The organism is Streptomyces sp. NPDC004752 (genome assembly GCF_053601275.1).
On sequence record NZ_JBSGBN010000002.1, the window covers coordinates 180,377 to 204,578 of the forward strand.

Consider the following 24,202-nt stretch of genomic DNA (forward strand, 5'->3'; position numbering starts at 1 on the left):
CAACCGGTGACCAGCACGGATGACACCATCGTTCAGGCGGCCGGCTGCGTCCTGTGGCGCCGCTCCCCCATCGACGGCCGGCTGGAGATCTGCCTCGTCCACCGGCCGAAGTACGACGATTGGTCCCACCCCAAGGGCAAGCTGAAGCGTGGTGAGGAGGCGCTGGCCGGCGCCCTGCGCGAGGTGGCCGAGGAGACCGGTTACGCCGCCGTCCCCGGTGTCGAGCTGCCCACCCTGCACTATCCGGCCAACGGCCGCCCGAAGCAGGTGCGTTACTGGGCGGCCGAGGCCGCCGCGGGCCGCTTCGCGCCCAACGAGGAGGTGGACCGCATTCTGTGGCTCGCCCCCGCCGCGGCCCGCGCCCGCCTCACCCAGCCACGCGACCGGGAGCTGGTCGACGCCCTGGTACGCCGGTTCGGGCATCCGGGGCCGGCGAGCTGACACCGCCCGCATGACCCCCTGAGCAGCAGGCCGTCAGGTCCGCGGCGGGCCCGTCACCGGCGTCCCTCACGGGATCGTCGTATGCCCCGCCGCGTCCGCGCGGGCCTGGCTTCTCGCCCGGCGGGCCGGCCCGCGCCAGCCGCAGGTGCAGCGGGCCACGCAGAAGCGCCCCTGCTCATCGGTCGTCGTGCGGTGTTCCCGTCCCTCACGGGCCTGCTCCGGCCCGTCCCTGTGCGCCACTCCGGCAAGGTTACCGACCCCGCGCGGGAAGGGAGGGGCGACGGGACCCCGTGAGCTTCGCGGCCCGGCCCGCCGTCACGCGTGACGGCACTCCCTACCCATCGTTAACCGGAACGACAGGGGGCCCGTGACGGACGTACCGGGGGTAGGCAGGCGATGAATCGGCGGCAGCACAGGAAGGCGGGCGGCACGGTCGTCGCGGTGGTCATGCTGGTGGGCCTAGGCGCGTGTGCCACAGGGTGTGCCGGCAGCGGCGCCGCCGCCGACGCGCGCGGCCCGGCCGATCCCGTCACCATCCTGCACCGCGCCGCCGAGGCCCTGCGTACCGCGGGCAGCTCCCGGGCGGACACCTCCATGGAGATGGCGACCGGCGGCACCCGGGTCACCATCCGCGGCAAGGGCGTCTACGACTACCGCCGGCAGCTCGGGCGGCTCACGGTCGTCCTGCCGCAGGACCCGACGGGGGCCACCGAGCACCGGCCGATCACCGAACTCCTCGCGCCGGGCGCGCTGTACATGAAGAACCGGGGTGCCGGGGTGCCCGCCGACAAGTGGGTCCGGGTCGACACGGCAACTCTCTCCGACGGCAACCTGGTGACGGGCGGCGTGACCGACCCGTACGCCGCCGCGGAGCTGCTGCGCGGCACGCGGACGGCGACGTATGTGGGCCGGGCCGAGGTGGGTGGCACCGCGGTGCGGCACTACCGGGGCACCGCCGACCTCGCCGCGGCGGCCCGGGCGGCCTCGGCGGGCAACCGGGCGGCCCTCGCGGCGGCGGCCAAGGGGTTCGCCACGGCCGAGGTCCCGTTCGACGCGTACCTCGACGACCAGGGCCGCATCCGCAAACTCCGGCAGCGGTTCAGCTTCGTCAACGGCCGGCAGCAGACCCCCGTAGCGGTCGCCTCGGCGACGCTGCTGTACGACTTCGGCGCCGACGTGGAGGTGAAGCTGCCCCGCCGGCGGGACATCTACGCGGGCCGGATCGCGGAGGACCACCCCGGGAACTAGCCCGTCCGTGCCATGCGCGGCGTGTAGACCACTGCCTACCCTAGGAAGTCGGTGACGGCAGAGACGAGGTGATGCACGTGGCTCCGGGCAGCGGTACGACGGTTCAGGACCACGTGGCCCTCGCCGAGATCGAACTGTGCGGCGAGCTGATCATCGCGGCCTCGGCCGCCGACGAGGACCGGCTCAGCCTGGAAAGCATCGACGAGGTGCTGAGAGTGGCCGAAGAACGCGAGGCCCTCACCGCCTGAACCGGCTGAACCGGCTGAACCGGCTGAATCACAAAGCCCCACCGACGCGGCCGTGAAGGGCGGTCGGTCAGGTGCGCAGCAGGCGTCCGATCGCCTTCGTCGCCTCCTCCACCTTCGCGTCGATCTCGCTGCCGCCCTTCACGGCCGCGTCGGCGACGCAGTGCCGCAGGTGCTCCTCCAGCAGTTGCAGCGCGAAGGACTGCAGGGCCTTCGTGGAGGCCGACACCTGCGTGAGTATGTCGATGCAGTAGACGCCCTCGTCGACCAGGCGCTGCAGCCCGCGGATCTGCCCCTCGATCCGGCGCAGCCGCTTGAGGTGCTCGTCCTTCTGCTTGTGGTACCCGTGCGTCACGTTCTCGCCGGTGCCCCCGAGCGGACTCTCGGAGGGCACCGTCGCGCCGGCCTCGGTGGTCGTCATCGCGTCCTCCAGACATATACCCCTGGTGGGTATATCGTAACGAACTTTGCTGGGTATAGGGCCCTTGGTACGCCCCCGTGCTGATCACCATGCCCCATGGGCGACACTTGGGGACGGCCCCTTAGCCGTGGCCGGATGATGCGCTTAGCATCAGGCTGACCGAAACCGATGCATCCCAAGGACCCCAAGTGCGCTTTCGTCTGACCCCCAGGGAGACGAGCTTCTATGACATGTTCGCCGCATCCGCGGACAACATCGTCACCGGCTCGAAACTCCTGATGGAACTGCTCGGGGCGGACGCATCCGCCCGGGCCGAGATCGCAGAGCGTATGAGGGCCGCGGAACACGCAGGTGACGACGCCACACATGCGATCTTCCACCAGCTGAACTCCTCGTTCATCACGCCCTTCGACCGCGAGGACATCTACTCCCTCGCATCGTCCCTCGACGACATCATGGACTTCATGGAGGAGGCCGTCGACCTGGTCGTCCTCTACAACATCGAAGAACTGCCGAAGGGCGTCGAGCAGCAGATCGAGGTGCTGGCCCGGGCGGCGGAGCTGACGGCCGAGGCGATGCCGAACCTGCGCACCATGGAGAACCTCACCGAGTACTGGATCGAGGTGAACCGTCTGGAGAACCAGGCGGACCAGATCCACCGAAAGCTCCTCGCGCACCTCTTCAACGGCAAGTACGACGCGATCGAGGTACTGAAGCTCAAGCAGATCGTGGATGTGCTGGAAGAGGCCGCGGACGCCTTCGAGCACGTGGCGAACACGGTGGAGACCATCGCCGTCAAGGAGTCCTGAGGCGTCGATGGACACCTTCGCCCTGGTCGTGACCATCGCGGTCGCGCTGTTCTTCACATATACGAACGGATTCCACGACTCCGCGAACGCGATCGCCACCTCGGTATCGACGCGGGCGCTGACACCTCGGGCCGCGCTGGCGATGGCGGCCGTGATGAACCTCGCAGGCGCATTCCTCGGCAGCGGCGTCGCCAAGACCGTCAGCGAGGGCCTGATCCAGACACCCGAGGGCGCGCACGGGATGGGCATCCTCTTCTCGGCGCTGCTCGGAGCCATCGCCTGGAACCTGCTCACCTGGTACTTCGGCCTGCCGTCCTCCTCCTCGCACGCCCTGTTCGGCGGCTTGGTGGGTGCCGCGCTTGCGGGCGGCACCACCGTGTTCTGGAACGGAGTGGTCGACAAGGTCATCATCCCGATGTTCGTGTCGCCGGTGGTCGGCCTGGTCGTCGGCTATCTGGTGATGACGGCCATCATGTGGATCTTCCGACGGGCCAACCCGCACAAGGCCAAGCACGGCTTCCGCATCGCCCAGACCGTGTCGGCGGCCGGCATGGCGCTCGGGCACGGCCTCCAGGACGCCCAGAAGACCATGGGCGTGGTGGTGATGGCACTGGTGATTTCCGGCCATGAGAGCTACGGCGACCCGATCCCGGCATGGGTCAAGATCGTCTGCGCCGTGATGCTGTCGCTCGGCACCTACGCGGGCGGCTGGCGCATCATGCGCACGCTCGGCCGCAAGATCATCGAGCTGGATCCGCCGCAGGGCTTCGCGGCCGAGACCACCGGCGCGGCGATCATGTTCACCACGGCGTTCCTGTTCAAGGCGCCGATCTCCACGACCCACGTGATCACCTCGGCCATCATGGGCGTCGGCGCGACCAAGCGCGTGAACGCGGTCCGCTGGGGCGTCGCGAAGAACATCGTCCTCGGCTGGTTCATCACGATGCCGGCGGCCGCCCTGGTCGCGGCGGCGGTGTTCGGCGTCGTGGACCTGGCGTTCCTGTAGACCACCGGGCACCGGGCAAAGAGGAGGAGCAACACCCATGGAATCGGTCAGCACGGACCATTTAGCCGCGCACACCGGCCAGAACCGGCCACCCGGGAGCAGTGCCCCGGGAACGACGACGGGCCCGCCCCCGGGAGCCAGGGGCGGGCCCTTTTTCGTCCCCGCGGTGGCACCGCCATGCAGCACCGCGAGGGGTTCGAGGCGGCGTCGGCCTAGCCGAAGCGGCCGGAGATGTAGTCCTCCGTCGCCTGCACCGACGGGTTGGAGAAGATGCGCTCGGTGTCGTCGATCTCGATCAGCTTGCCGGGCTGGCCGACCGCCGAGAGGTTGAAGAACGCCGTACGGTCGGAGACCCGCGCCGCCTGCTGCATGTTGTGCGTCACGATGACGATCGTGAAGCGGTCCTTCAGCTCGCCGATCAGGTCCTCGATCGCGAGGGTCGAGATGGGGTCGAGGGCCGAGCAGGGCTCGTCCATGAGCAGCACCTTCGGCTCCACCGCGATGGCGCGGGCGATGCACAGACGCTGCTGCTGACCACCGGAGAGACCCGAACCGGGCTTGTTCAGGCGGTCCTTCACCTCGTTCCAGAGGTTGGCGCCGCGCAGCGACTTCTCGACGATGTCCGACAGCTCGCTCTTCTTGTACGAGCCGTTCAGCTGCAGGCCCGCCGCGACGTTCTCGTACACGGACATCGTCGGGAACGGGTTCGGGCGCTGGAAGACCATGCCGACCTCGCGCCGCACGGCCACCGGGTCGACCCCGGTGCCGTACAGGTTCTCGTCGTCCAGCATGACCTTGCCCTCGACCCGGCCGCCCGGCGTCACCTCGTGCATCCGGTTGAGGGTGCGCAGGAAGGTGGACTTGCCGCAGCCGGACGGGCCGATGAAGGCCGTGACGGTACGGGGCTCGATGGTCATCGAGATGTCCTCGATGGCCCGGAAGGAGCCGTAATAGGCGCTGAGGCCGCTGACGTCAATTCGCTTGGCCATGGAAATCACTGCTTCTTTCGAGGGGGGTATCTGGTCGCTGTCTGGCCCCACCCGGCGGAGCCGGAAATAGTCGCCTCAGCGACCGGACTTCGGGGCCTTCCAGCGGGCGATGCCGCGGGCCACGAGGTTGAGGATCATCACGAAGGCGATCAGCGTGAGCGAGGCCGCCCAGGCTCGGTCGTAGGCCGCGTTCGCGCCGGCGCTCTGCGCGTACTGCTGGTAGATGTACAGCGGCAGCGACTGCTGCGCACCCTCGAACGGGTTGTTGTTGATGAACCGGTTGCCGAACACCAGCAGCAGCACGGGCGCGGTCTCACCGGCGATACGGGCGATCGCCAGCATGACGCCGGTCGTGATGCCGCCGATCGAGGTCGGCAGGACCACCTTCAGGATGGTGCGCCACTTCGGGACGCCGAGCGCCAGGGACGCCTCGCGCAGCTCGTTCGGGACGAGCTTGAGCATCTCCTCCGTGGAGCGCACGACCACCGGCATCATCAGGATGGCCAGGGCCAGCGAGCCGGCGAAGCCGAACGGCTCCATGTCGAAGATCAGCATGAGGCTGAGGATGAACAGACCCGCGACGATCGACGGGACACCGGTCATCACGTCCACGAAGAAGGTGACGGCCCGGGCCAGCTTGCCGCCGCCGTACTCGACGAGGTAGACCGCGGTGAGGATGCCGATCGGCGCGGCGATGATCGTGGCGAGGCCGACCTGCTCAAGGCTGCCGATGATGGCGTGGTAGATGCCGCCGCCGGGCTGGGAGTCGGCGACGATGCCCATCGAGTGGGTCAGGAAGTAGATGTCGAGGACCTTCACACCGCGCGAGACGGTCGTCCACACCACCGAGGCCAGTGGCACTACGGCGAGCAGGAAGGCGACCCAGACCAGGCCGGTCGCGATGCGGTCCTTGGCCTGGCGGCGGCCCTCGACGCGGGCGGCGATGCCGTAGGTGGCGATGAGGAAGATCAGCCCGGACAGCAGGCCCCACTGGACCTTGCTGTCGAGGCCGGCGGCCAGGCTGATGCCGATGGCCACGGCCACCGAGCCGGCGGCGATCGCCCAGGGCGTCCACTTCGGCAGGCTGGCGCCGCGCAGCGCGCTGGGGCGCTTGTCGGCGATGGCGGCGTTGCTCATGCGTTGGCCCCCGAGTACTCCGCACGGCGCGCGATGATCATGCGGGCCGCGCCGTTGACCAGCAGGGTGATGACGAACAGGACCAGACCGGAGGCGATCAGCGCGTCACGGCCGAACGGGCTCGCCTCGCCGAACTTGCTGGCGATGTTCTGGGCGAAGGTGCCGCCGCCCGGGTTGAGCAGGCTGGCGTGGATGAGGAAGTCCGGGGAGAGCACGGTCGCGACGGCCATCGTCTCGCCGAGCGCGCGGCCGAGGCCGAGCATCGAGGCGGAGATCACGCCGGAGCGGCCGAAGGGCAGGACGGCCATGCGGATGACCTCCCAGCGCGTGGCGCCGAGGGCCAGTGCCGCCTCCTCGTGCATCTGCGGGACCTGGCGGAAGACCTCGCGGCTCACGTTGGTGATGATCGGCAGGATCATGATCGCGAGCAGGATGCCGACGGTGAGCATCGAGCGCGCGGGTCCCTCGTCCCAGGAGAAGATGCCGGTCCAGCCGAGGTAGTCGTTCAGCCAGCCGAAGAGGCCGTTCAGGTGCGGTACGAGCACCAGCACGCCCCACAGGCCGTAGACGATGGACGGCACGGCGGCGAGCAGGTCGATCACATAGGCGATCGGGCCGCTCATCCGGCGCGGGGCGTAGTGGGTGAGGAACAGCGCGATCGCGACCGCGATCGGGACCGCGAGGGCCATGGCGATGATCGAGGAGATCACCGTGCCGTAGGCCAGGACGGCGATGCCGAAGGACGGCGGCTCGACGCCGGTGTTCCACTCGAAGGTGGTCAGGAAGTTGCCGTGGTCCTTGCTGATGGCGAGGGCCGCGCGGTAGGTGAGGAAGACCGCGATCGCGGCCATGATCACCAACAGCAGGATGCCCGACCCACGGGAGAGACCGAGGAAGATCCGGTCTCCGGGTCGGGTGGCGCCACGGGCCGCTTGCTTCTGCGCGGCCTCGGTCGGCTGTGGGGTGGGGGGAGGGGTGTCTGTTGTGTTGTCTGTTGTTATGTCCATCGGGTTCTCCGGTCTGCGGAGCCGCATGCCAGGTGCGGCTCTGCGAAGCCGTACGCGTCGTACGGCTCATGGCGGCGGTGCACCGGAGGTGCGGCCCGGCCCCGGAATTCAGATCCGGGACCGGGCCGCACTCTCAGATCAGCTCAGGCCCGAGACGGTGGTGCGGACCTTGGAGATGATGTCGGCGGGGATGGGGGCGTAGCCGAGGTCGGCGAGCTTGCCCTGGCCCTCCTCGGAGGCGATGTAGTTCAGGAACGCCTTGGTGGCGGGCAGCGTGTCCGCCTTGTTGCCCTTGTCGCAGGCGATCTCGTAGGTGACGAGGGTGATCGGGTAGGCGCCCTCGGCCTTGGTCGCGTAGTTCAGCTCAAGCGCCAGGTCCTTGCCCGTGCCCACGATCTTGGCGTCGGCGATGGCCTTCGAGGCGGCGTCGCTGCTCGGGGCGACCGGCGCGCTGGCACCCGTGTCGATGCTGACGGCCTTCATGCCATCGGCGACGTAGGACAGCTCGAAGTAGCCGATGGCGCCGTTGGTCTGCTTGACACCGGCGGCCACACCCGAGGACTGGGCGGCGGCCTGGCCACCCTTGGCCTGCCACGCCTTACCGCCCTCGTACTTCCAGTTCTCCGGGCTGGCGGCCTTCAGGTACTTGGTGAAGTTGTCCGTGGTGCCGGACTCGTCCGAGCGGTGGAACGCCTGGATCTTGAGGTCGGGGAGCTTCGCGTCGGGGTTCAGCTTCTTGATGGCCTCGTCGTTCCACTTGCTGATCTGGCCGTCGAAGATCTTGGCGAGCGTGGGGGCGTCCAGGACCAGGTTGTCCACGCCCTCCAGGTTGTAGCCGACCGCGATCGGGCCGCCGACCATCGGGAGGTCGATGCCCTGGCCGCCGGAGCAGACCTTCTTGGAGGCCGTGACCTCTTCGGGCTTCAGCGCCGAGTCGGAACCGGCGAAGGCGAGCTGGCCCTGGGTGAAGGAGGTGACACCGGCACCGGAGCCGCCCGCCTTGTAGTTGATCTGCACACCGCATGCCTTGGAGAACTCGGCCACCCAGGCGTCGATCGCGTTCTTCTGCGCGGAGGAGCCGTCCGACAGCAGCTGGCCCTTGGCGTCGTCACACTTGATGGAGCCGGCGCCGGCCGACGAGGAAGCGGAGGAAGAGTCGCTGGCCTTGTCCTTGTCGCTGCCGGTGTCGTCGGAGCCGCACGCCGTCAGGGCCAGGGCGCCGGAGATGGCGACAGCACCGAGGGAAAGGGCGCGCAGCCGGTTCTTGCGCTGAAGCATCACTTCGGGAGTTCCTTCCGAGGAGCCGCCACCGTCGGCGGCGCGCGTAATCGTCGTGGTACGTCTGCGCATTCGTGCCGCACACCGCACCGGGTAAGGCCGAAATTAGGGAGAGCAGGTGAAGCAGCCGATGGCCATCGGTAAACGCAAGGTGAACCCCTGCCGTCGGCCCGGTTAGGTCACGGAATGCTTACGGGGAAGACACATCGCGGTCCCAACGGCCGCGTCGGCAAAGGCGGTCCACGCGACAGCTCGATGACGCGCGTAGCATGCGGCCGGCTTGCGCATTCGACGGCTGTGGAACCCTTCGGGCCGACGCTCCGTCTCGTTCCACGAAAGCCGACGAAGGGGGCACGGGCCATGGAACGGCGCATGTTCATCTCACAGGGCGCGGCGACCCTGGCCACGGCCGCCGTGACGGCGGGCTGCTCCCACGACGGGAGTCCGTCCGCCGGTTCTTCGACGAGCGCGTCCGGCACACCCCACGGCTCCACATCCTCCCGTACGTCGCTGAAGACCACCAGCGCGAGAGCCGCCGCCGACTGGCGCGCCCTCGCCCGCGCCCTCGACGGGCCGCTGATCCGCCCCGGGGACGCGGCCTGGACCACGGCCCGCCTCCTCTACAACACCCGCTTCGACGGCCTGAAGCCCGCGGCGGTGGCCTACGTCGCCCACCCGGACGACATCCGGACCGCCTTGGCGTACGCCAGGGCGCACGGCCTGCGCGTGGCGATACGCAACGGCGGCCACTCCTACGCGGGCTGGTCGTCCGGCAACGGCCGCCTCGTCGTCGATGTCTCGCGGCTGAACCGGATCCGGGTGAGCGGCGGGCAGGCGGTCGTCGGCGCCGGCGCCAAACTGATCGACGTCTACCGTGCGCTGGGCGCCAAGGGCGTGACGATACCGGCGGGTTCCTGCCCCACGGTCGGCGTCTCCGGTCTCGTCCTCGGCGGCGGCCACGGAGTCGTCTCCCGCGCCTACGGCCTGACTTGCGACAGCCTGACCGGGGCCACCCTGATCACGGCCGACGGCAAGCAGCTCACCGCCGACGCCCGGACCCACAAGGAACTGTTCTGGGCCCTGCGCGGCGCCGGCAACGGCAACTTCGGCGTCGTCACCGAACTGCGTTTCGCCACCCACCCCGCCCCGCGGGCCGTGACCGGATATCTGACCTGGCCGTGGGCCAGGGCGGCCGCCCTGATCCGGGCCTGGCAGGAGTGGGGTCCCGACCAGCCCGACGAGATCTGGTCGGCCCTGCACCTCGACCGCACCGCCGGCGGCGCCCCCACCGTGTCCCTCTCCGTCTTCTCCCTGGGCAGCTACGGCGAACTCCAGAACGCGGTGGACCGCCTGGCCGCCACGGTGGGCGCGAACGCGTCGAGCGTGTCCCTGCGCCGCCGGGGCTACGAGGAGGCGATGGAGATCTACGCGGGCTGCTCGGCCTTCGCCGCGCAGGCCCAGTGCCATCTGCCCGGCTCCACCCCCGGCCGCTCGCCGCAGGGCACGCTGGGCCGCGAGACGTACGCCGCCCGCTCGGACTTCTTCGACCGGTCGCTCTCACCGGCCGGTGTCCGGACGCTGCTGAACCAGATCCAGGCCGCCCGCGGCGGCTCGGGCAGCATCGCCCTGACGGCACTCGGCGGCGCGGTCAACCGGGTCTCCCCGACCGCGACGGCCTTCGTGCACCGCCGCTCCCGGATGCTGGCCCAGTACCTCGTGTCCTGGAAGGCGGGCACTTCGGGGACCACGGCACAGTCCTGGCTGACCGAGGCACACGGCGCGATGAAGCCGTACGCCTCCGGCGCGGCCTACCAGAACTACACGGACCCGACCCTGACGAACTGGCGCACGGCGTACTACGGCGCTGCCGCGACACGCCTCGCCCAGGTGAAGCGGCAGTACGACCCGGGCCGCTTCTTCACCTACCCGCAGTCGCTGTGAACCCGGCACCGGCGCGCCGCCGGGCGCGTCGGTGCGAACCGCCGTCAGGGCGGACCACCGTCGGGCCGGATCAGGTTCGAGGCCGGCCACCGTCGAAGCGAACCGCCATCGGACCGGACCACTGTCGAGGCGAACCTCCGTCGGGGCCTTAGAGCTCCGAACAGAATGAGAGTCCGATCAGCCGTGCGGCGTCTGGTGCGTGCGATCGCAAGGCGCCGGAAGGTCCTCGTAGCGGAGCTACTAGGGCGTTTCGGCAACGCCGCGTGGGGGCACCTCCCGGCCGAAGGCTGGGGGAGTGCGTGCCAGACGCCGCGCGCCGGGCGCCCATTCTGTTCGGAGCTCTTACGCCGCCAGGTCCCGCTCCTCGGACGACGCCGCCTTCCGGGCGCCCGGGAGCACCGCCTCGCCCCGGCCGCCCACCGACGGGCGCCGCCGGATCAGCCACCCGGCCCGCGGCGACCGCCCCACCGCCCGCATCACCGGTGTGAGCAGGGCCATGGCCGGCGGCGACAGCAGCAGTACGACGGCCGTGCCGAGCGCGAACCCGCCGACGACGTCCGTCGGATAGTGCACGCCCATGTAGACCCGGCAGAACCCTTCCAGCAGAGCCAGCCCGAGCCCGGCGATCCCGAACCTCCGGTCGGCCACGAACAGTCCGACCCCGAGCGCCATGGTGATCGTCGCGTGGTCGCTCACGAAGGAGTAGTCCGTCTTGCCGAAGACGAGCACCTCCAGCCCCTGGTGGTCGAGGAAGGGGCGGGGCCGCTGCACGAACCCTCGTATCGGCACGTTCACCAGCACGGCGACGGCGGCCGCGAGCGGCGCCCACACCAGCGCGGCGACCACCGAGGCGGCCTCCTCCTCGCGGTCGGACCGGCGCCGCACGGACCACCAGCACCACACCACCAGCAGCACCATGGCGAGCAGCAGCCCGTACTCGCCCACGAACTCCATGATCCGGTCGAACCACCGGGGCGCGTCCTTGGCGAGTCCGTTGATGTCGTAGAGCAGGTCGACGTCGGGGTTCGATCCGGAATCGGCGAGTACCGCCATGGTGCTACGGCCCCTTCGTCGTTCTGCCGGACGCACCTCGCGTGCGTCGCCGCTGCCCACCCCCGTGGTGTGTAGATGTGCGCACTCACCGTCCGCCCGACTACGTCAACAGGAACGCACGGCCCCCGTAGATACGTTCCACGCCCCACCGAATGATCATGCAGACGTTACCGAACAGAGATTCATCGCCGCAGCTCAGGGGGTGGGTTCACGGACGGTCACACGGTCGTGGGGAGCGCTTTCGCGCCATCTTCGGTGACCCGGGTGGCCCCGAAGTAGTCCGGTGTGTCCACCGGGTCGAACCGGATCACAGCCCCCGTTCGCGGGGCGTCGATCATATATCCGCCGCCCACATAGATCCCCACGTGCCGGATGGCCCGGGAATCGGTGAGGTCGTCCGAGAAGAACACCAGGTCCCCGGGGAGCAGTTCGTCCCGCGACGGGTGCGGTCCGGCGTTGTACTGGTCGTTGGCGACCCGCGGCAGCGTGATCCCCACGTTCTCGTACGCGGCCTTGGTCAGCCCCGAGCAGTCGAACCGACCGCCCTGGTCCGCGGTGCCGTTGCCGCCCCACAGATAGGGCGTACCGAGCTTCTCCTGGGCGAACGCGATGGCCCCCGCCGCCTGTCGGCTGGGGTCGACCCGGGACACCGGCGCGGCGAAGCTCTGCTCCAGGGTGCGGATCGTCTTGACGTAGTTCCGGGTCTCACTGATGGCCGGAACCCCACCCGCCCTTATGACCCGGTACGCACCGGCGTTGTAGGCGGCGAGCATGTTGTCGCTGGTGTCTCCGGGCACGTCCTTGACGTACTTCGCGAGTTCGCAGTCGTACGACGCCGCCGACGGAATCGCGTCATTCGGATCCCAGATGTCGCGCTTGCCGTCGCCGTTGCCGTCGATGCCGTGCGTGGCCCAGGTGCTCGGGATGAACTGCGCGATACCACGCGCGTCGGCCACGCTGACCACGTTCGCGTCCCAGCCGCTCTCCTGGTAGAGCTGGGCGGCGAGCAGCGCGGGGTTGATGGCGGAGCACAGGTTGCCCCACTGCTGCACGAGCGACTTGTACGCGGCGGGCACGGCGCCCTTGGCCAGCCCGACGCTGCCGGCGCCGACGCCGTTGGTCAGGTTCCCGGCGACCATGTACACCCCGACGACCAGCAGCATGACGAAGCTCAGCCCGAGCCCGACCGCGGCCCCACCGACCACCCATACTTTCCGCACGGGTCAACACTCCCCCAAACAGCGGCCGTTCAGACCGATTCCGCCAACCGTGACGCCAGGCCACAGCAAACCAGACACCGAAGCCAACGCCCCCTCCCACACGGCATCCCCCCTGAACTACCGCTCCCAATACGCCCCGTTGGCCGCCCCGCCCGGCGCGCTGCCCCGCCTCACCTCACCCGCCACTCACCGCGTCCCGGTACAGCTCCGCCGCCTTGGTCCCGAGGACCACACTGTACGAGACGTCCGCCGTCGAGCCCCCCTGCTCGTGCCCGCCCAGCACGCCGACGACCTCGTGGTCCCCGTTGACCCAGGGACTGCCGCTGGTACCGGACGTGAAGCCGGGACACCCGATCCGCTGCTGGGTGCGGCTGTGCGGGGTCGGCTTGTTGGAGCAACTGATCGGCGTCTCACCGGAGTCGGGGTATCCGGTGACGGTCACCGCGGTCGCCCCGGTCGCCGTCCGCGGCGCGAACCCGTTCGCCCCCACGACGTCCTCGATCCGCTTCCCGCCCTGGTCCGCCACCACCGCGAAGGCCACGTCGCTGTTCTCGTCCCGTCCCTTGGACCACCCGTCCGGCAGGAACCGCTCGCCGACCCGCCACAGCCCGTACGGCGCCTTCCCGTCCCGGTACCCGGGCGCGAACACCAGGTCGGACGTGTCCCCGTCCACACAGTGCGCCGCCGTCACGATGAGATTCCGCCGCGGGCTGTGCACGACGGAGGCGGTGCAGAAGTGGCCCCCGGTCAGCGCGGATCCACGGTCGGCGGCGAACAGCGCCCCGACCGGCACGCTCTGCCGGGTCTCGGCCGCCACCGCCGTCACCCCGAGCGGCCCCGGCCCGTCGTCGGCGGCGGCCACGGAGGCCGACGTGACGGCCAGCAGCACCATGACGCCGAACAGCGCCATGTGCGGGGTACCGGACGTACCCGAGATGCGTGAGGTGCGCTTCATCGAGCCCCACTTTGTCCCACGAAGGTGAGAAACCATGCCCGGTTTCACTGAGTTTTTCCTGAGAACCGCGGCTCACCGTACTGCCCGCCCCCGCACCCCCGCAGCACCCTGACGCCGCACGGCGCTCCCAGGCGCGCACCGCGCTTCCGCGCCCCGCCCGCTCCCGCTCCCGCTCCCGCTCAGAACGTCGTCGTCATGCCCCCGTCCACGGCGATCGTCTGCCCGGTGATGAAGGACGCCGCCCCGCTCGCCAGGAAGACGACGATCCCCGCGATCTCGCACGGGCGGCCCCAGCGCCCCAGCGCGGTACGCGTCCGCAGCCAGCGCGCCCACTCCGGATCCTCCGCCAGTTCCGCGTTGCCGTCGCTCGCGAAGGTACCCGGCGCGACCGAGTTGACGGTCGTACCACCGGGCCCCAGATCGGCCGCGAGGGCGCGGGTCAGGCCGTCCAGACCGGCCTTGGCGGTGGCGTAGCCGACGTCCCCCATGCGACCGAGCTGCCCGACGACCGAGGAGACGTTGATGATCCGCCCCGGCGTGCCACGTTCGGCAAGCCCCCGGGCGACGCACTGACTCAGCGCGTACGCCGAGGTCAGATGGATGTCGAGCATCGCCCCCAGTTCCTCGGGCGTCATCTCCCGGGCGCCCCGCCGGTCCCGGTGGCCCACGTTGTTGACGAGGACGTCGATGTCCCCGAGTCCGGTCACCGCCGCATGTGCCGCCTCGCGGTCCGTGACATCGAACGCGGCGGCGCCGGCGTCGAGCCCGTCGTCCCGCAGCCGCGCGGCCACGGCCGTCGCGGTGGCGGGGTCCCGTCCGTTCACGATCACCCGCGCGCCCGCGTCGGCCAGCCCGCGCGCCATCTCCAGGCCCAGCCCTCGCACCGAGCCGGTGACCAGGGCCGTACGCCCGGTGAGCGTGAAGTCCGTGTGGCCGCCCACAGCGCCCCACCTCCACTGAAACACTCGTTTCAGTTACCGTAGCGCAATGGGTACGCCATCGTTACCGCCGTCCTCGGCGTCGCCACGTCGCACAGAGCTTCTCGACGCCTGCTACGCCTACCTCCTGGAGCACGGCCTGCTGGGCCTCTCCCTGCGCCCGCTGGCCGCCGCGACCGGCACCAGCCCCCGCGTGCTGCTCTATCTCTTCGGCAGCAAGGACGAGTTGCTGCGCGAACTGCTGGCGAGGGCGCGACGCGACCAGATGACCCTGCTGGCCACGGCACTCGACGAGCAAACCCGAGAACAGACCGACGCAGAAAACGGCGGAGGAACCAGCGGAGCAATCCGCACAACAACTCGCGGAACAACTCGCGGAACAACCGCCGCACAAGGCCACGAACGAGCCCACCACCCCTCCCACGACCCCCCGGCCACTCCCACCCCCACCCCCGCACCGGCACCCGCACCCGCACCCGCCGCCTTCGACGCCCTGTCCGCCCGCCTGTTGGCCTTCCTCTCCGCGCCCGAGCAACGCCCGATGGTCCGCCTGACCTACGAGGTCTTCCTGCTGTCGCTCAGTCACCACCCGGGCCCCTGGTCCGGCTTCGCCGCCGAGTCGGTCCACGACTGGCTCGACCTCCTCGTCCGCGCCCAGCCGGACACCCCCCGGGACCTCGCGAAGGCCCACGCGACTCGGACGCTGGCCCTGATCCGCGGTCTGCTGCTGGACCTGCTGGCCTGCGAGGAACCGGACCGCGTGGCAGCGGCGATCCACCCCCGGCCGTCGCCCCGGGCAGCCACGACCCCGCCCACCCCGGCCACCGACACCGTTCCCGCCTGACCCCTGCCCCCTCCGGGGGGGCACTTCCCCAACACCCCGTGGCCCGACGGAAACCACACCCCCGTCAGGTCCTCCGACCCCGTCCACAGCCACCTGGGCACGACCCACATCCGCCGGGGCACGACCGGATCGCTCGCGGCGCTCGACCGGCCCACCGGCATCGGCGGGCCCCTCCGGCATCCCCGCCCGCGTTCCCGCCCGTATCCCCGCCCGTGAGAACATCGTCCCGACGTTTCACCCGACCAACCGTCAGAAACCGTGCCAGGTCATGAGAGGGGTCAACGAGGGAACCACACGACAGGTTCCGCTTCGGCCTCATTGCCCGGCGTGACCTGCCGTGATACACAGAGTGACCGTACGTGGTACGCGTACGAAATCCGCCAAGCAATGACGTCAAGTCGACATACGACGGCGTCATTGTCGGCGAGAATGAGGTCTGACCTCTGCACACCGCAGGGGATAGCGGAACTACCCACCAGGGGCGGTGACTTACATGCTCTTTGCGGCCGACAAGGGAGACATCAACACCATCATCGGCGGAATCGCTCCGGACTGGGGGCCTTTCGGCAGCCTGGGCAACGAAGCGAAGGTGATGATCGAGGTGGTGATGGCCGTGGCCATCCTGCTCTGCCTCGGCATCGCCATCTGGGGCGCCGCCAAGCAGCGCATCGGCGCGACGGCCCTCCGGGACACCTTCAGCGCCGAACAGGGCAAGGGCCTCATCATCGCCGGTCTGACCGGAGTCTTCATCATCGGCTCACTCGGCACACTGTTCACCATCGTGTACGGCATGGCCGTCTGACCGTACCGCCCCCGTCCCCCCTCTCCGTCCCCTCCGGGCGCGCCCGGTACCCCTACCCCCACCCGCCCGTCATGCCCACCGGCTGAGGTTGCGTTTCCCTGATGTCGACTCACCACACCCCGCCCGCGCGGGAACCAGCACGGCTACCGTCGTACTTCTACGCGGTCCGGTACGAGGTGTCCCCGTACGACATCGAGGGAGCGTACGCGGCATGAGTCTCGGAGACGAGAACGGCCCCTCCGGCGGTTACGACGACACGGGTCAGACCCGCACCCGGCTCCCCGGCGGCGACCCCTACGGCGGGGCCCGCCGGGGCGGCCGCTCGTCCTCGCGCGGCCTGGTCACGGTCGTCGGCGTGGTCGTCCTGCTGATCGCCGCGATCGCCTTCGCGAACCGCGGCGGCAACGACGGCTCCTCGGCCGACGGCTCCACCGACAAGCCGACCACCTCCGCCACCGCGGCAACCGGCGACTCCCCCGTCCGATCCAGAACAGCCGGAATCCCCACCGGCTTCCCCCACACCCAACAGGGCGCCCAGAGCGCAGCAGCCAACTATGCGGTGGCACTGGGCTCGACCGGCATGTTCACCAAGGACAACCGGCACAGAATCATCGACACCCTGTACACGTCGGCCGCCGCCGGCAAGCTCCAGGGGGCGAGGGACGGGGCCTACTCGGCGAGCTTCCTCGACAAGCTGGGCCTCGACGCGAACGGCAATCCGCCAAAGGGCAGCACCTTCGTGTCGCGGACCGTCCCGGTGGGCACAAAGGTCGAGCAGTACGCGGACGGCAACGCCAAGGTCGCGGTCTGGTACCTGGGCCTCATCGGCATGTCGTCGGAGACCACGACCGACCCGGTCACCTCCACCTGGAAGACCTGGACCTTCGACCTGGAATGGGCCGAAGGTGACTGGAAGATCAGCACGGACACGCAGAAGGACGGCCCTGCGCCGGTACCCGGAGACGACAAGGCATCCGGCTCCGACGAAATCAGCAAGGCCATCGAGGAGTACGGAGGGTTCACGTATGCCCGGTAGCCCGCGTCGCGTCCTCAAGCTCGCTGGGATCGTGACGGCCGTACAGGCAACTGCGGTGCTGCTGGCCGCCAGAGCCGTCGCCGCGCCCACTCCCGACCCATCGGGGACGCTGTCACCGTCCCCCACCCCCACCCCCACCCCGAGCCCGAGCCCGAGCGACAACGCGTGTGAGCTGTTGGTCGGCCCGGCCAAGAAGTACTGCGAACAAGGCAAAGACTCCGGTGGTTCCGGGTCCGGCAAGTCGCTCACCTCCACCCTCGACCCCCTCACCTCCCTCGGCAAGGGCTGTGCCGATGCCGCCTCGTGGACCATCCACAAGCTCAGCGACGCGGTACAGGAGACGGCGAACGTCGACTTCACGAACACCAAGTTCCTCCAGCAGTACGCGGTCGTCTTCGCCGCGTCCACCATCCTCACCCTCCTGCTGTGGCTCCTCGCCGTCGCCAAACGCGCGGTCCGCGGCGTACCCCTCACCACCGCCCTGTCCGAAGCCATCGGCTTCCTCTGGCTCACCGTGCTGGCCTCCGCCTTCACCCCCCTGATCCTCTACACCGTCGTATCGGCCGCCGACGGCGTGACGGACGTCATCGCGAAGACCACCGGCAACCAGACCGACACCTTCTTCGGCACCTTCGCCGGCGCCCTGGACAAGGGCACCGACATCGGCGGCGGCCCGATCATGCTGATCGTCGTCTCGCTCGTGTCCGTCCTCGCCGCCGGCATCCTCTGGCTGGAGCTGGTCATCCGCGCCGCCCTGCTCTACGTCGGCGCCCTCCTCGGCACCGTCGTCTACGCCGGCCTGGTCGACAAGAACCTGTGGGGCCACGTACGCCGCTGGGCCGGCATCATGATCGCGGTCATCCTGATCAAACCGGTCATCGTCATCGTGCTCGGCCTGGCCGGCGCCCTGTCCTCGGACAACGGCCCCGACGCGTTCTCCGCCGTCGTCTCCGGACTCGCCATCATCCTGCTCGCCATCTTCGCCAGCGCGATGATCTACCGTTTCGTCCCCGGCTTCGGCGACGAGATCGCCGCCGGCCGCAACAACCGCATCATGCAGGGCGCCGAGGGCAAGGCCGCCGCGGTCATCAGCTCCCCGGCGACCCTGGTCGCCCAGGGCATCAAGACGCACAGCACCCGTGCCGACAACAACGGAGGCGGCCAGCCGTCCTCGGCCGGCGCCCGCCCGGCCAACCCGGTCTCCGGCGGAGTCGCCGCGCACAGCACGCGCGCTCCGGGCGGTGGCGGCGGATCTGTCCCCTCCGCCGCACCCGCACCGCGCTCGCCCAGCCCGGCGAAGACCCCGCACGCCGGCAACACCCGCAACAGCAGCAGCAACCGCTCGGGAGGTGAAGGGCGTTGACGACCGAGTCCCATCTGTCCCATCCGATCACGCCCCGCCGTACGTATCTCATCGGCCGTGCCCGGCCGAACGCGGTCATCGGCCGCAACCGTGAGACCGGCGAGATCGCGCTCATCATCGGCGGCGCGTTCCTGGGCATGATGTGCGGACTCCTGGTCCCCGTCCTGTCCCTGCGGATCGTGCTGCTGATGGGCTTCCCCCTGCTCGCGCTCGCCGCGGTGTACGTGCCGTACAAGCGCCGCACGTTCTACAAGTGGTTCGAGATCAACCGCAGCTTCAAGCGCACCCTGCGCCAGGGCACCGTCTACCGGTCCGCGGCCATGGAGGCGGGCACCCGCCTCGACGGCCGCGAGGTGGAGGTCGGCCCGCCCCCCGGCATCGGACGGATCAGCTGGCTCGCCGCGCCCTTCGGGCCCGACGAGATCGCCGTACTCCTGCACGCCGACCGCAAGACCGTCACCGCCGCCATCGAGATCGAGGGCCCGGGCGTCGGACTGCGCGACTCCGAGGACCAGGAGGCCCTCGTCGACCGGTTCGGCACGCTGCTCAAGCACGTGGCCAACGGCGACGGCTTCGTCACCCGGCTGCAGATGCTCGCCCGCACCCTGCCCGCCGACCCCGACGCCCACGCCAAGGACGTCGCCCAGCGCGGCGACGAGAAGGCCCCGCAGTGGCTGTCCCGCTCGTACGAACAGCTGCAGTCCATGGTGTCCACCAGCAGCGAGCAGCACCGCGCCTACCTCGTCGCCTGCATGCACTACACCCGCGAACTGGCCGCCGAGGCACAGGCCATGGCCCGCGCCGCCCGTCCCCAGGGCGGCCGCAGGCTGGACCGGGACGCCGGACTCGCCGTCGTCATGGCCCGTGAACTGACCGACATCTGCTCCCGGCTGCAGGAGGCCGACATCCGGGTCCGCCAGCCGCTCGGCCAGGGCCGGCTCGCCTCCCTCGTCCACTCCATGTACGACCCGGACCACCCGATCGACCACCTCCAGGCGATGACGCAACGGAACGCCTGGCCGGCCGAGCTGGACGCCATGGAGCCCACCCACCTCAAGGCCAAGACCCGCGAGTCCGCGACCCGCGAACCCTGGTGCCACGCCACCGCCTGGGTCAAGGAGTGGCCGATGACCCCGGTCGGCGTGAACTTCCTGGCGCCGCTGCTCGTCCACACCCCGGACGTCATCCGCACCGTCGCGGTCACGATGGACCTCGAACCCACCGAGATCGCCATCGAGCGCATGCTGACCGAGAAGACCAACGACGAGGCCGATGCCAGCCGCGCCGCCAAGATGAACCGCACCGTGGACCCGCGCGACCTCGCCGCCCATACCCGCCTCGACCAGCGCGGCGAGGACCTGGCAAGCGGCGCGGCCGGGGTCAACCTGGTCGGCTACATCACCGTCTCCGCCCGCTCCCCCGAAGCTCTCGCCCGCGACAAGCGGACCATAAGGGCCTCCGCCGGCAAGGCGTATCTGAAGCTGGAGTGGTGCGACCGCGAACACCACCGGGCCTTCGTGAACACCCTCCCGTTCGCCACCGGAATCCGAAGGTAGGGGTTGATGCGCTGATGCGGGACCCGCTGTCCGCCGTCACGGACGCCTTCACGTCCTTCCTGTTCGGGAAGGTCGAGACGACCCGACTCCCGGTGCGCACGTCCACGGGCCAGGCCCAGGCGGTCTATCTGCCGACCGCCGCCCCGGGCCTGGGCGACTCCGGCGTCATCATCGGCCGCGAGGTGTACTCCGGGAAGGGCTACATCTACGACCCGTTCCAGCTGTACGGGCAGCAGCTCCCCGCCCCGCACTGGCTGGTCCTCGGCGAGTCGGGCAACGGCAAGTCGGCGCTGGAGAAGACCTACGTCCTGCGCCAACTGCGCTTCCGCGACCGCCAGGTGGTCGTCCTGGACGCCCAGGGCGAGGACGGCGTCGGCGAATGGAACCTCGTCGCGCAGGAGCTGGGGATAACGCCGATCCGGCTGGACCCGATGGCCGCCCTGGATCACGGTATCCGGCTCAACCCGCTCGACCCGGCGATCACCACGACCGGCCAGCTCGCCCTGCTCCGCACGATCATCGAGGTCGCGACGGGGCACGGCCTGGACGAGCGGTCCGGCTTCGCCCTCAAGGTCGCCCACGCCTACGTCAACGAGACGATCGTCGAGCGCCAGCCGGTGCTGTCCGACATCGTGGAGCAACTCCGCCATCCCGAACCGGAGTCGGCGGAGGCGATGAACGTCGACATAGACGACGTACGGGCCTGGGGCCTGGACGTGGCACTGGTCATCGACCGGCTGGTCGACGGCGACCTGCGCGGCATGTTCGACGGCCCCACGACGGTGGGCATCGACCTGGACGCCCCGCTGATCGTCTTCGACCTGTCCCACATCGACCGCAACTCCATCGCCATGCCGATCCTGATGGCGATCGTCGGCGTATGGCTGGAGCACACCTGGATCCGCCCCGACCGCAAGAAGCGCATCTTCCTGGTCGAGGAGGCATGGCACATCATCAGCAGCCCGTTCGTGGCGCAGCTGTTCCAGCGGCTGCTGAAGTTCGGGCGTCGGCTCGGCCTGTCCTTCGTCGCGGTCGTCCACCATCTGTCCGACGTCGTGGACGGCGCCGCCGCGAAGGAGGCCGCGGCGATCCTGAAGATGGCCTCGACCCGCACCATCTACGCGCAGAAGGCGGACGAGGCCCGCGCGACCGGCCGGGTCCTCGGCCTGCCCCGCTGGGCCGTGGAGATCATCCCGACCCTCACCCCCGGCATCGCGGTCTGGGACGTCAACGGCAACGTCCAGGTCGTCAAGCACCTGGTGACGGAGACGGAACGCCCTCTGGTCTTCACCGACCGCGCGATGACCGAGTCGGCCAGCGACCTCGCCACCGACGACGCGCTGCACGCCGCCGAACTGGAGGCGGAGCAGCGGGCGGCGGCCTTCGTGGAACAGCACATCGGCGACCTGGACGGATCGTCCGAGTCGACGGTGGCCTGAGATGAGAGCCGACGAGCGGGACCGGCGCCGGAGCGGCCAGGGGGGCATCCCCGACGGCCTGCTGCTGGGCATCCTCGCCTTCATACTCGGCATGACCCTGCTGGTGTGGACGGGCACGGGCCTCGCGGGTCTGTTCACCCGTGGCTCCTGGCCGTCCGGCGTCACCTTCACCCACACCCCGATGGCGATGCGGCACCTCATCGCCGAACCACACGACATCCCCGGCGCCTGGCCGCACACTCCGCCCGGGCAGCTGTCGGGATACGGGCTGTTCTGGGGCCTGTTCATCAGCCAGTTGATGGTGCTGTTCGTCCTGACCGTGTTCGTGATCGGCACGGTGGCCCGCTGGCGGGCCGGCCGGACCCGGCGCCGCTACGCGAAGCACACCACGGCCACAGCACCCGACCCCGCCACGGAGGAACCCGCACCGGAACGGACACGAGAACCGGCACCGGAACCGCCGCGGGAACGAGCACCGGAACGAGCACCGGAACCGTCGCCCACCCGGCCGCCCGAACCCCGGCACGAGGTCCCCGTCCCGCGCAGCGAACCCCAGCCCCAGGAACCCGCCGCCGCCCTCGCGGCCAACGGCGGACGGACCGGCGAACGGGAGACCCCCCGCACCGAAGGCGCCGTCCTGTACGCCGCCCCTGCGACCCGTCAGGCCACCGCGGCCCAGGCGGTGCGCGACGCGGAAGGCCCGGCCCTGGTGGTCACGTCCAACGCCGCCCTGTGGACGGAGACGAAGGACGCCCGGGCCAAACTCGGCCCCACCCACCTCTACGACCCCACCCATCGCTGCGACACCCCGGCCCGGCTGCACTGGCCGCCCACGACGGGCTGCGAGGACAAGCAGACGGCACGGCACAGGGCCGCCGCCCTGCTCACCCCGGTCAGACCCACGGCCAAGCTGGACCAGGCCCTGGCGGACACGGCCGAGACGCTCCTACGAAGCTATCTGCACGCGGCCGCCATCGACGGCCGCACCATCCGCCACGTCCACCGCTGGACCCAGGGCACCCAGATCCAGGACGCGGTACGCATCCTCCGCACCAACCCCAAGGCGGCCCCCGGCGCCGCTGGCGAACTCGAAGCCGCCCTCACCGCGCACCCCGAACGCCGCGACATGGCCCAGGAGTTGACGAGTCGCGCACTCGCCGCGCTCTTCACGGTCAATATCCGCGAGGCGTGCACCCCGAACCGAAGTGATGCGCTCGCCTTGGATTCCTTTGTCGCCGAAGGGGGCACCCTTTATGTGGTCGGTGAATCCATCGAGGACCCCAGGACCAACCCTGGCGCGATGCCCCTCCTGACGGCCCTCGTCTCAAGCGTGGTCGAGCGCGGCCGGCGCATGGCCGAACGGTCATCCTCCGGTCGGCTCGACCCACCACTGACCCTCGTCCTCGACGACGTCGCGGCCGTGGCCCCGCTCCCCCAGCTCCCGGACCTCCTGGCCACCGGCGCGGAGCAGGGCCTGCCGACGCTGGCCCTGCTCCGCTCCCGCGAACAGGCCCGCACCCGCTGGCCCCACCAGGAACTACCCGTATAGAGGCCCCGCCGTCACCCGCGCTCGACGACCAGCTCCAGTTCCCGGCCCGCGCCCTCGACGAGATCCACGGTGACCCCGCTGGGTACGAAACCCGCCTTGCGGTAAGCGCCCCGGGCCCGCCCGTTGTCCTCGTGCACAAGCAGCCGTACCCGCGAGGCCCCGCGCTCCCACGCCCATTCCAGGCCGGCGGCGAGCAACGCCTCGATCAACCCGCGCCCGCGATGCTCGGGCCTGACGAACACCGCGACGACATGACCCTGCCGACGCCCCACCGGATACCCCGCCCAGTCCTTGGTGCCGGCCTCCTCCATCAGCATCGTCAGGGTCCCGGCCCACACGCCGTCCGGCGCCACGGCGACGAACTGCACTCCGCCCGCCCCGTCCGCGGACCGGGCCGCCCGCTCCTGCCAGAAGGCGTCCGGCCGGGCGGCGGCCGCCTCGTACGTCTCCAGAAAGGCGAGCCCCGCAACGGGGTCCCGCAGCGCATCGAGCCGCAGCGACTTCGCGATGGGCCACTCATCGGCTCGTATGTCCCGGACGACGTACTGCCCTTCCGTGTCTGTGCTCATGCGGGCCACGGTAATACCCGGGTACTACGGCAGTACCGTAAACGCAGAAGACCCCGCATCATAACGATGCGGGGTCTTCTTCAATTCTAGTTCGGCGGTGTCCTACTCTCCCACAGGGTCCCCCCTGCAGTACCATCGGCGCTGTAAGGCTTAGCTTCCGGGTTCGGAATGTAACCGGGCGTTTCCCTCACGCTATGACCACCGAAACACTATGAAACTGTGAACCCGCCGGAAAAACGGCTGTTCGTGGTTTCAGAACCAACACAGTGGACGCGAGCCTCTATGGACAAGCCCTCGGCCTATTAGTACCGGTCACCTCCACCAGTTACCTGGCTTCCAGATCCGGCCTATCAACC

24 protein-coding genes and 1 rRNA gene are annotated in these 24,202 nt (G+C 69.9%); 13 read left to right on the top strand and 12 right to left on the bottom strand.

What is annotated here, in order from left to right; all coding sequences use genetic code 11:
- Window positions 1-6: 6 nt before the first annotated feature.
- Window positions 7-441 (top strand): NUDIX hydrolase, encoded by a 435-nt coding sequence (locus ACWEKM_RS01905; protein ID WP_451619181.1) that lies wholly within the window; start codon window positions 7-9, stop codon window positions 439-441.
- Between the two features lie 66 nt (window positions 442-507).
- Here ACWEKM_RS01905 and ACWEKM_RS01910 read toward each other — a convergent pair whose 3' ends face one another.
- Entirely contained in the window at window positions 508-681 is a 174-nt protein-coding gene (locus tag ACWEKM_RS01910; RefSeq protein ID WP_451619182.1) for a hypothetical protein, read from the bottom strand.
- Window positions 682-837: 156 nt separating this feature from the next.
- Between ACWEKM_RS01910 and ACWEKM_RS01915 the strand changes: the two genes are divergently transcribed.
- Together ACWEKM_RS01915 and ACWEKM_RS01920 are read left to right on the top strand one after the other, a co-directional pair.
- Window positions 838-1,689 (top strand): hypothetical protein, encoded by an 852-nt coding sequence (locus ACWEKM_RS01915; protein WP_451619183.1) that lies wholly within the window; start codon window positions 838-840, stop codon window positions 1,687-1,689.
- A 77-nt stretch (window positions 1,690-1,766) separates the two neighbouring features.
- On the top strand, window positions 1,767-1,937 hold the full coding sequence (locus tag ACWEKM_RS01920; protein WP_451619207.1) for a hypothetical protein: 171 nt from the start codon (window positions 1,767-1,769) through the stop codon (window positions 1,935-1,937).
- Window positions 1,938-2,004: 67 nt separating this feature from the next.
- Here ACWEKM_RS01920 and ACWEKM_RS01925 read toward each other — a convergent pair whose 3' ends face one another.
- Window positions 2,005-2,355: a metal-sensitive transcriptional regulator gene (locus ACWEKM_RS01925; RefSeq protein WP_451619184.1), complete on the bottom strand. Its 351-nt coding sequence runs from the start codon at window positions 2,353-2,355 to the stop codon at window positions 2,005-2,007.
- Between the two features lie 188 nt (window positions 2,356-2,543).
- Here ACWEKM_RS01925 and ACWEKM_RS01930 point away from each other — a divergent pair, with 188 nt between their 5' ends.
- A complete protein-coding gene (locus ACWEKM_RS01930; RefSeq protein WP_451619185.1) occupies window positions 2,544-3,164 on the top strand; it encodes a DUF47 domain-containing protein in 621 nt (206 codons plus the stop codon).
- Between the two features lie 7 nt (window positions 3,165-3,171).
- The gene (locus tag ACWEKM_RS01935) at window positions 3,172-4,170 is read left to right on the top strand and encodes an anion permease (RefSeq protein ID WP_451619186.1); all 999 of its coding nucleotides are present in this window, start codon (window positions 3,172-3,174) and stop codon (window positions 4,168-4,170) included.
- A 212-nt stretch (window positions 4,171-4,382) separates the two neighbouring features.
- Here the strand turns inward: ACWEKM_RS01935 and pstB are convergent, their stop codons facing one another.
- The 4 genes from pstB to pstS form a co-directional block, all read right to left on the bottom strand.
- Window positions 4,383-5,159 (bottom strand): phosphate ABC transporter ATP-binding protein PstB, encoded by a 777-nt coding sequence (gene pstB / locus ACWEKM_RS01940; protein WP_451619187.1) that lies wholly within the window; start codon window positions 5,157-5,159, stop codon window positions 4,383-4,385.
- A 75-nt stretch (window positions 5,160-5,234) separates the two neighbouring features.
- A complete protein-coding gene (pstA, locus tag ACWEKM_RS01945; RefSeq protein WP_451619188.1) occupies window positions 5,235-6,296 on the bottom strand; it encodes a phosphate ABC transporter permease PstA in 1,062 nt (353 codons plus the stop codon).
- A complete protein-coding gene (gene pstC, locus ACWEKM_RS01950; protein WP_451619189.1) occupies window positions 6,293-7,303 on the bottom strand; it encodes a phosphate ABC transporter permease subunit PstC in 1,011 nt (336 codons plus the stop codon). The genes pstA and pstC overlap by 4 nt, the downstream gene beginning before the upstream one ends.
- Before the next feature lie 138 nt (window positions 7,304-7,441).
- Window positions 7,442-8,584 (bottom strand): phosphate ABC transporter substrate-binding protein PstS, encoded by a 1,143-nt coding sequence (gene pstS / locus ACWEKM_RS01955; RefSeq protein ID WP_451619190.1) that lies wholly within the window; start codon window positions 8,582-8,584, stop codon window positions 7,442-7,444.
- Window positions 8,585-8,941: 357 nt separating this feature from the next.
- Between pstS and ACWEKM_RS01960 the strand changes: the two genes are divergently transcribed.
- The gene (locus tag ACWEKM_RS01960; RefSeq protein ID WP_451619191.1) at window positions 8,942-10,522 is read left to right on the top strand and encodes an FAD-binding oxidoreductase; all 1,581 of its coding nucleotides are present in this window, start codon (window positions 8,942-8,944) and stop codon (window positions 10,520-10,522) included.
- Between the two features lie 342 nt (window positions 10,523-10,864).
- Here ACWEKM_RS01960 and ACWEKM_RS01965 read toward each other — a convergent pair whose 3' ends face one another.
- From ACWEKM_RS01965 to ACWEKM_RS01980, 4 genes are all read right to left on the bottom strand, one after another.
- The gene (locus ACWEKM_RS01965) at window positions 10,865-11,575 is read right to left on the bottom strand and encodes a phosphatase PAP2 family protein (protein ID WP_451619192.1); all 711 of its coding nucleotides are present in this window, start codon (window positions 11,573-11,575) and stop codon (window positions 10,865-10,867) included.
- A 218-nt stretch (window positions 11,576-11,793) separates the two neighbouring features.
- The gene (locus ACWEKM_RS01970; protein ID WP_451619193.1) at window positions 11,794-12,795 is read right to left on the bottom strand and encodes a C40 family peptidase; all 1,002 of its coding nucleotides are present in this window, start codon (window positions 12,793-12,795) and stop codon (window positions 11,794-11,796) included.
- 175 nt (window positions 12,796-12,970) lie between these two features.
- The gene (locus ACWEKM_RS01975; RefSeq protein ID WP_451619194.1) at window positions 12,971-13,750 is read right to left on the bottom strand and encodes a trypsin-like serine peptidase; all 780 of its coding nucleotides are present in this window, start codon (window positions 13,748-13,750) and stop codon (window positions 12,971-12,973) included.
- 179 nt (window positions 13,751-13,929) lie between these two features.
- Window positions 13,930-14,691 (bottom strand): SDR family oxidoreductase, encoded by a 762-nt coding sequence (locus tag ACWEKM_RS01980; protein ID WP_451619195.1) that lies wholly within the window; start codon window positions 14,689-14,691, stop codon window positions 13,930-13,932.
- 46 nt (window positions 14,692-14,737) lie between these two features.
- On the opposite strand from ACWEKM_RS01980, the gene ACWEKM_RS01985 reads away from it, so the two are divergent.
- The 7 genes from ACWEKM_RS01985 to ACWEKM_RS02015 all read left to right on the top strand — a co-directional run bounded on the left by ACWEKM_RS01985 (window position 14,738) and on the right by ACWEKM_RS02015 (window position 23,277).
- Entirely contained in the window at window positions 14,738-15,532 is a 795-nt protein-coding gene (locus ACWEKM_RS01985; protein ID WP_451619196.1) for a TetR/AcrR family transcriptional regulator, read from the top strand.
- A 493-nt stretch (window positions 15,533-16,025) separates the two neighbouring features.
- Window positions 16,026-16,334 carry a hypothetical protein gene (locus tag ACWEKM_RS01990; protein ID WP_003991275.1) on the top strand — a complete coding sequence of 103 codons (309 nt, stop codon included), beginning with the start codon at window positions 16,026-16,028 and terminating at the stop codon, window positions 16,332-16,334.
- 211 nt (window positions 16,335-16,545) lie between these two features.
- Window positions 16,546-17,370 (top strand): hypothetical protein, encoded by an 825-nt coding sequence (locus ACWEKM_RS01995; protein WP_451619197.1) that lies wholly within the window; start codon window positions 16,546-16,548, stop codon window positions 17,368-17,370.
- Entirely contained in the window at window positions 17,360-18,733 is a 1,374-nt protein-coding gene (locus tag ACWEKM_RS02000) for a hypothetical protein (RefSeq protein ID WP_451619198.1), read from the top strand. The genes ACWEKM_RS01995 and ACWEKM_RS02000 overlap by 11 nt, the downstream gene beginning before the upstream one ends.
- Complete coding sequence (locus ACWEKM_RS02005; RefSeq protein ID WP_451619199.1) at window positions 18,730-20,289, top strand: SCO6880 family protein; 1,560 nt, start codon at window positions 18,730-18,732, stop codon at window positions 20,287-20,289. Before ACWEKM_RS02000 ends, ACWEKM_RS02005 begins: the two co-directional genes overlap by 4 nt.
- A gap of 14 nt (window positions 20,290-20,303) precedes the next feature.
- Window positions 20,304-21,728: an ATP-binding protein gene (locus ACWEKM_RS02010; protein ID WP_451619200.1), complete on the top strand. Its 1,425-nt coding sequence runs from the start codon at window positions 20,304-20,306 to the stop codon at window positions 21,726-21,728.
- Between the two features lies 1 nt (window position 21,729).
- The gene (locus ACWEKM_RS02015; RefSeq protein WP_451619201.1) at window positions 21,730-23,277 is read left to right on the top strand and encodes a type VI secretion protein; all 1,548 of its coding nucleotides are present in this window, start codon (window positions 21,730-21,732) and stop codon (window positions 23,275-23,277) included.
- 11 nt (window positions 23,278-23,288) lie between these two features.
- Here the strand turns inward: ACWEKM_RS02015 and ACWEKM_RS02020 are convergent, their stop codons facing one another.
- Both ACWEKM_RS02020 and rrf read right to left on the bottom strand, forming a co-directional pair.
- Window positions 23,289-23,846 carry a GNAT family N-acetyltransferase gene (locus ACWEKM_RS02020; protein ID WP_451619202.1) on the bottom strand — a complete coding sequence of 186 codons (558 nt, stop codon included), beginning with the start codon at window positions 23,844-23,846 and terminating at the stop codon, window positions 23,289-23,291.
- A gap of 89 nt (window positions 23,847-23,935) precedes the next feature.
- Window positions 23,936-24,052 (bottom strand): 5S ribosomal RNA (gene rrf, locus ACWEKM_RS02025).
- Window positions 24,053-24,202 lie beyond the last annotated feature (150 nt).

Excerpts from the sequence above, each read along its gene's own strand:
- ACWEKM_RS01915 (WP_451619183.1), top strand. The coding sequence starts at position 838 with ATGAATCGGCGGCAGCACAGGAAGGCGGGCGGCACGGTCGTCGCGGTG.
- ACWEKM_RS01925 (WP_451619184.1), bottom strand. The coding sequence starts at position 2,355 with ATGACGACCACCGAGGCCGGCGCGACGGTGCCCTCCGAGAGTCCGCTC.
- ACWEKM_RS01935 (WP_451619186.1), top strand. The coding sequence starts at position 3,172 with ATGGACACCTTCGCCCTGGTCGTGACCATCGCGGTCGCGCTGTTCTTC.
- pstB (WP_451619187.1), bottom strand. The coding sequence starts at position 5,159 with ATGGCCAAGCGAATTGACGTCAGCGGCCTCAGCGCCTATTACGGCTCC.
- pstA (WP_451619188.1), bottom strand. The coding sequence starts at position 6,296 with ATGAGCAACGCCGCCATCGCCGACAAGCGCCCCAGCGCGCTGCGCGGC.
- pstC (WP_451619189.1), bottom strand. The coding sequence starts at position 7,303 with ATGGACATAACAACAGACAACACAACAGACACCCCTCCCCCCACCCCA.
- ACWEKM_RS01960 (WP_451619191.1), top strand. The coding sequence starts at position 8,942 with ATGGAACGGCGCATGTTCATCTCACAGGGCGCGGCGACCCTGGCCACG.
- ACWEKM_RS01965 (WP_451619192.1), bottom strand. The coding sequence starts at position 11,575 with ATGGCGGTACTCGCCGATTCCGGATCGAACCCCGACGTCGACCTGCTC.
- ACWEKM_RS01975 (WP_451619194.1), bottom strand. The coding sequence starts at position 13,750 with ATGAAGCGCACCTCACGCATCTCGGGTACGTCCGGTACCCCGCACATG.
- ACWEKM_RS01985 (WP_451619196.1), top strand. The coding sequence starts at position 14,738 with ATGGGTACGCCATCGTTACCGCCGTCCTCGGCGTCGCCACGTCGCACA.
- ACWEKM_RS01990 (WP_003991275.1), top strand. The coding sequence starts at position 16,026 with ATGCTCTTTGCGGCCGACAAGGGAGACATCAACACCATCATCGGCGGA.
- ACWEKM_RS01995 (WP_451619197.1), top strand. The coding sequence starts at position 16,546 with ATGAGTCTCGGAGACGAGAACGGCCCCTCCGGCGGTTACGACGACACG.
- ACWEKM_RS02000 (WP_451619198.1), top strand. The coding sequence starts at position 17,360 with ATGCCCGGTAGCCCGCGTCGCGTCCTCAAGCTCGCTGGGATCGTGACG.
- ACWEKM_RS02010 (WP_451619200.1), top strand. The coding sequence starts at position 20,304 with ATGCGGGACCCGCTGTCCGCCGTCACGGACGCCTTCACGTCCTTCCTG.
- ACWEKM_RS02015 (WP_451619201.1), top strand. The coding sequence starts at position 21,730 with ATGAGAGCCGACGAGCGGGACCGGCGCCGGAGCGGCCAGGGGGGCATC.
- ACWEKM_RS02020 (WP_451619202.1), bottom strand. The coding sequence starts at position 23,846 with ATGAGCACAGACACGGAAGGGCAGTACGTCGTCCGGGACATACGAGCC.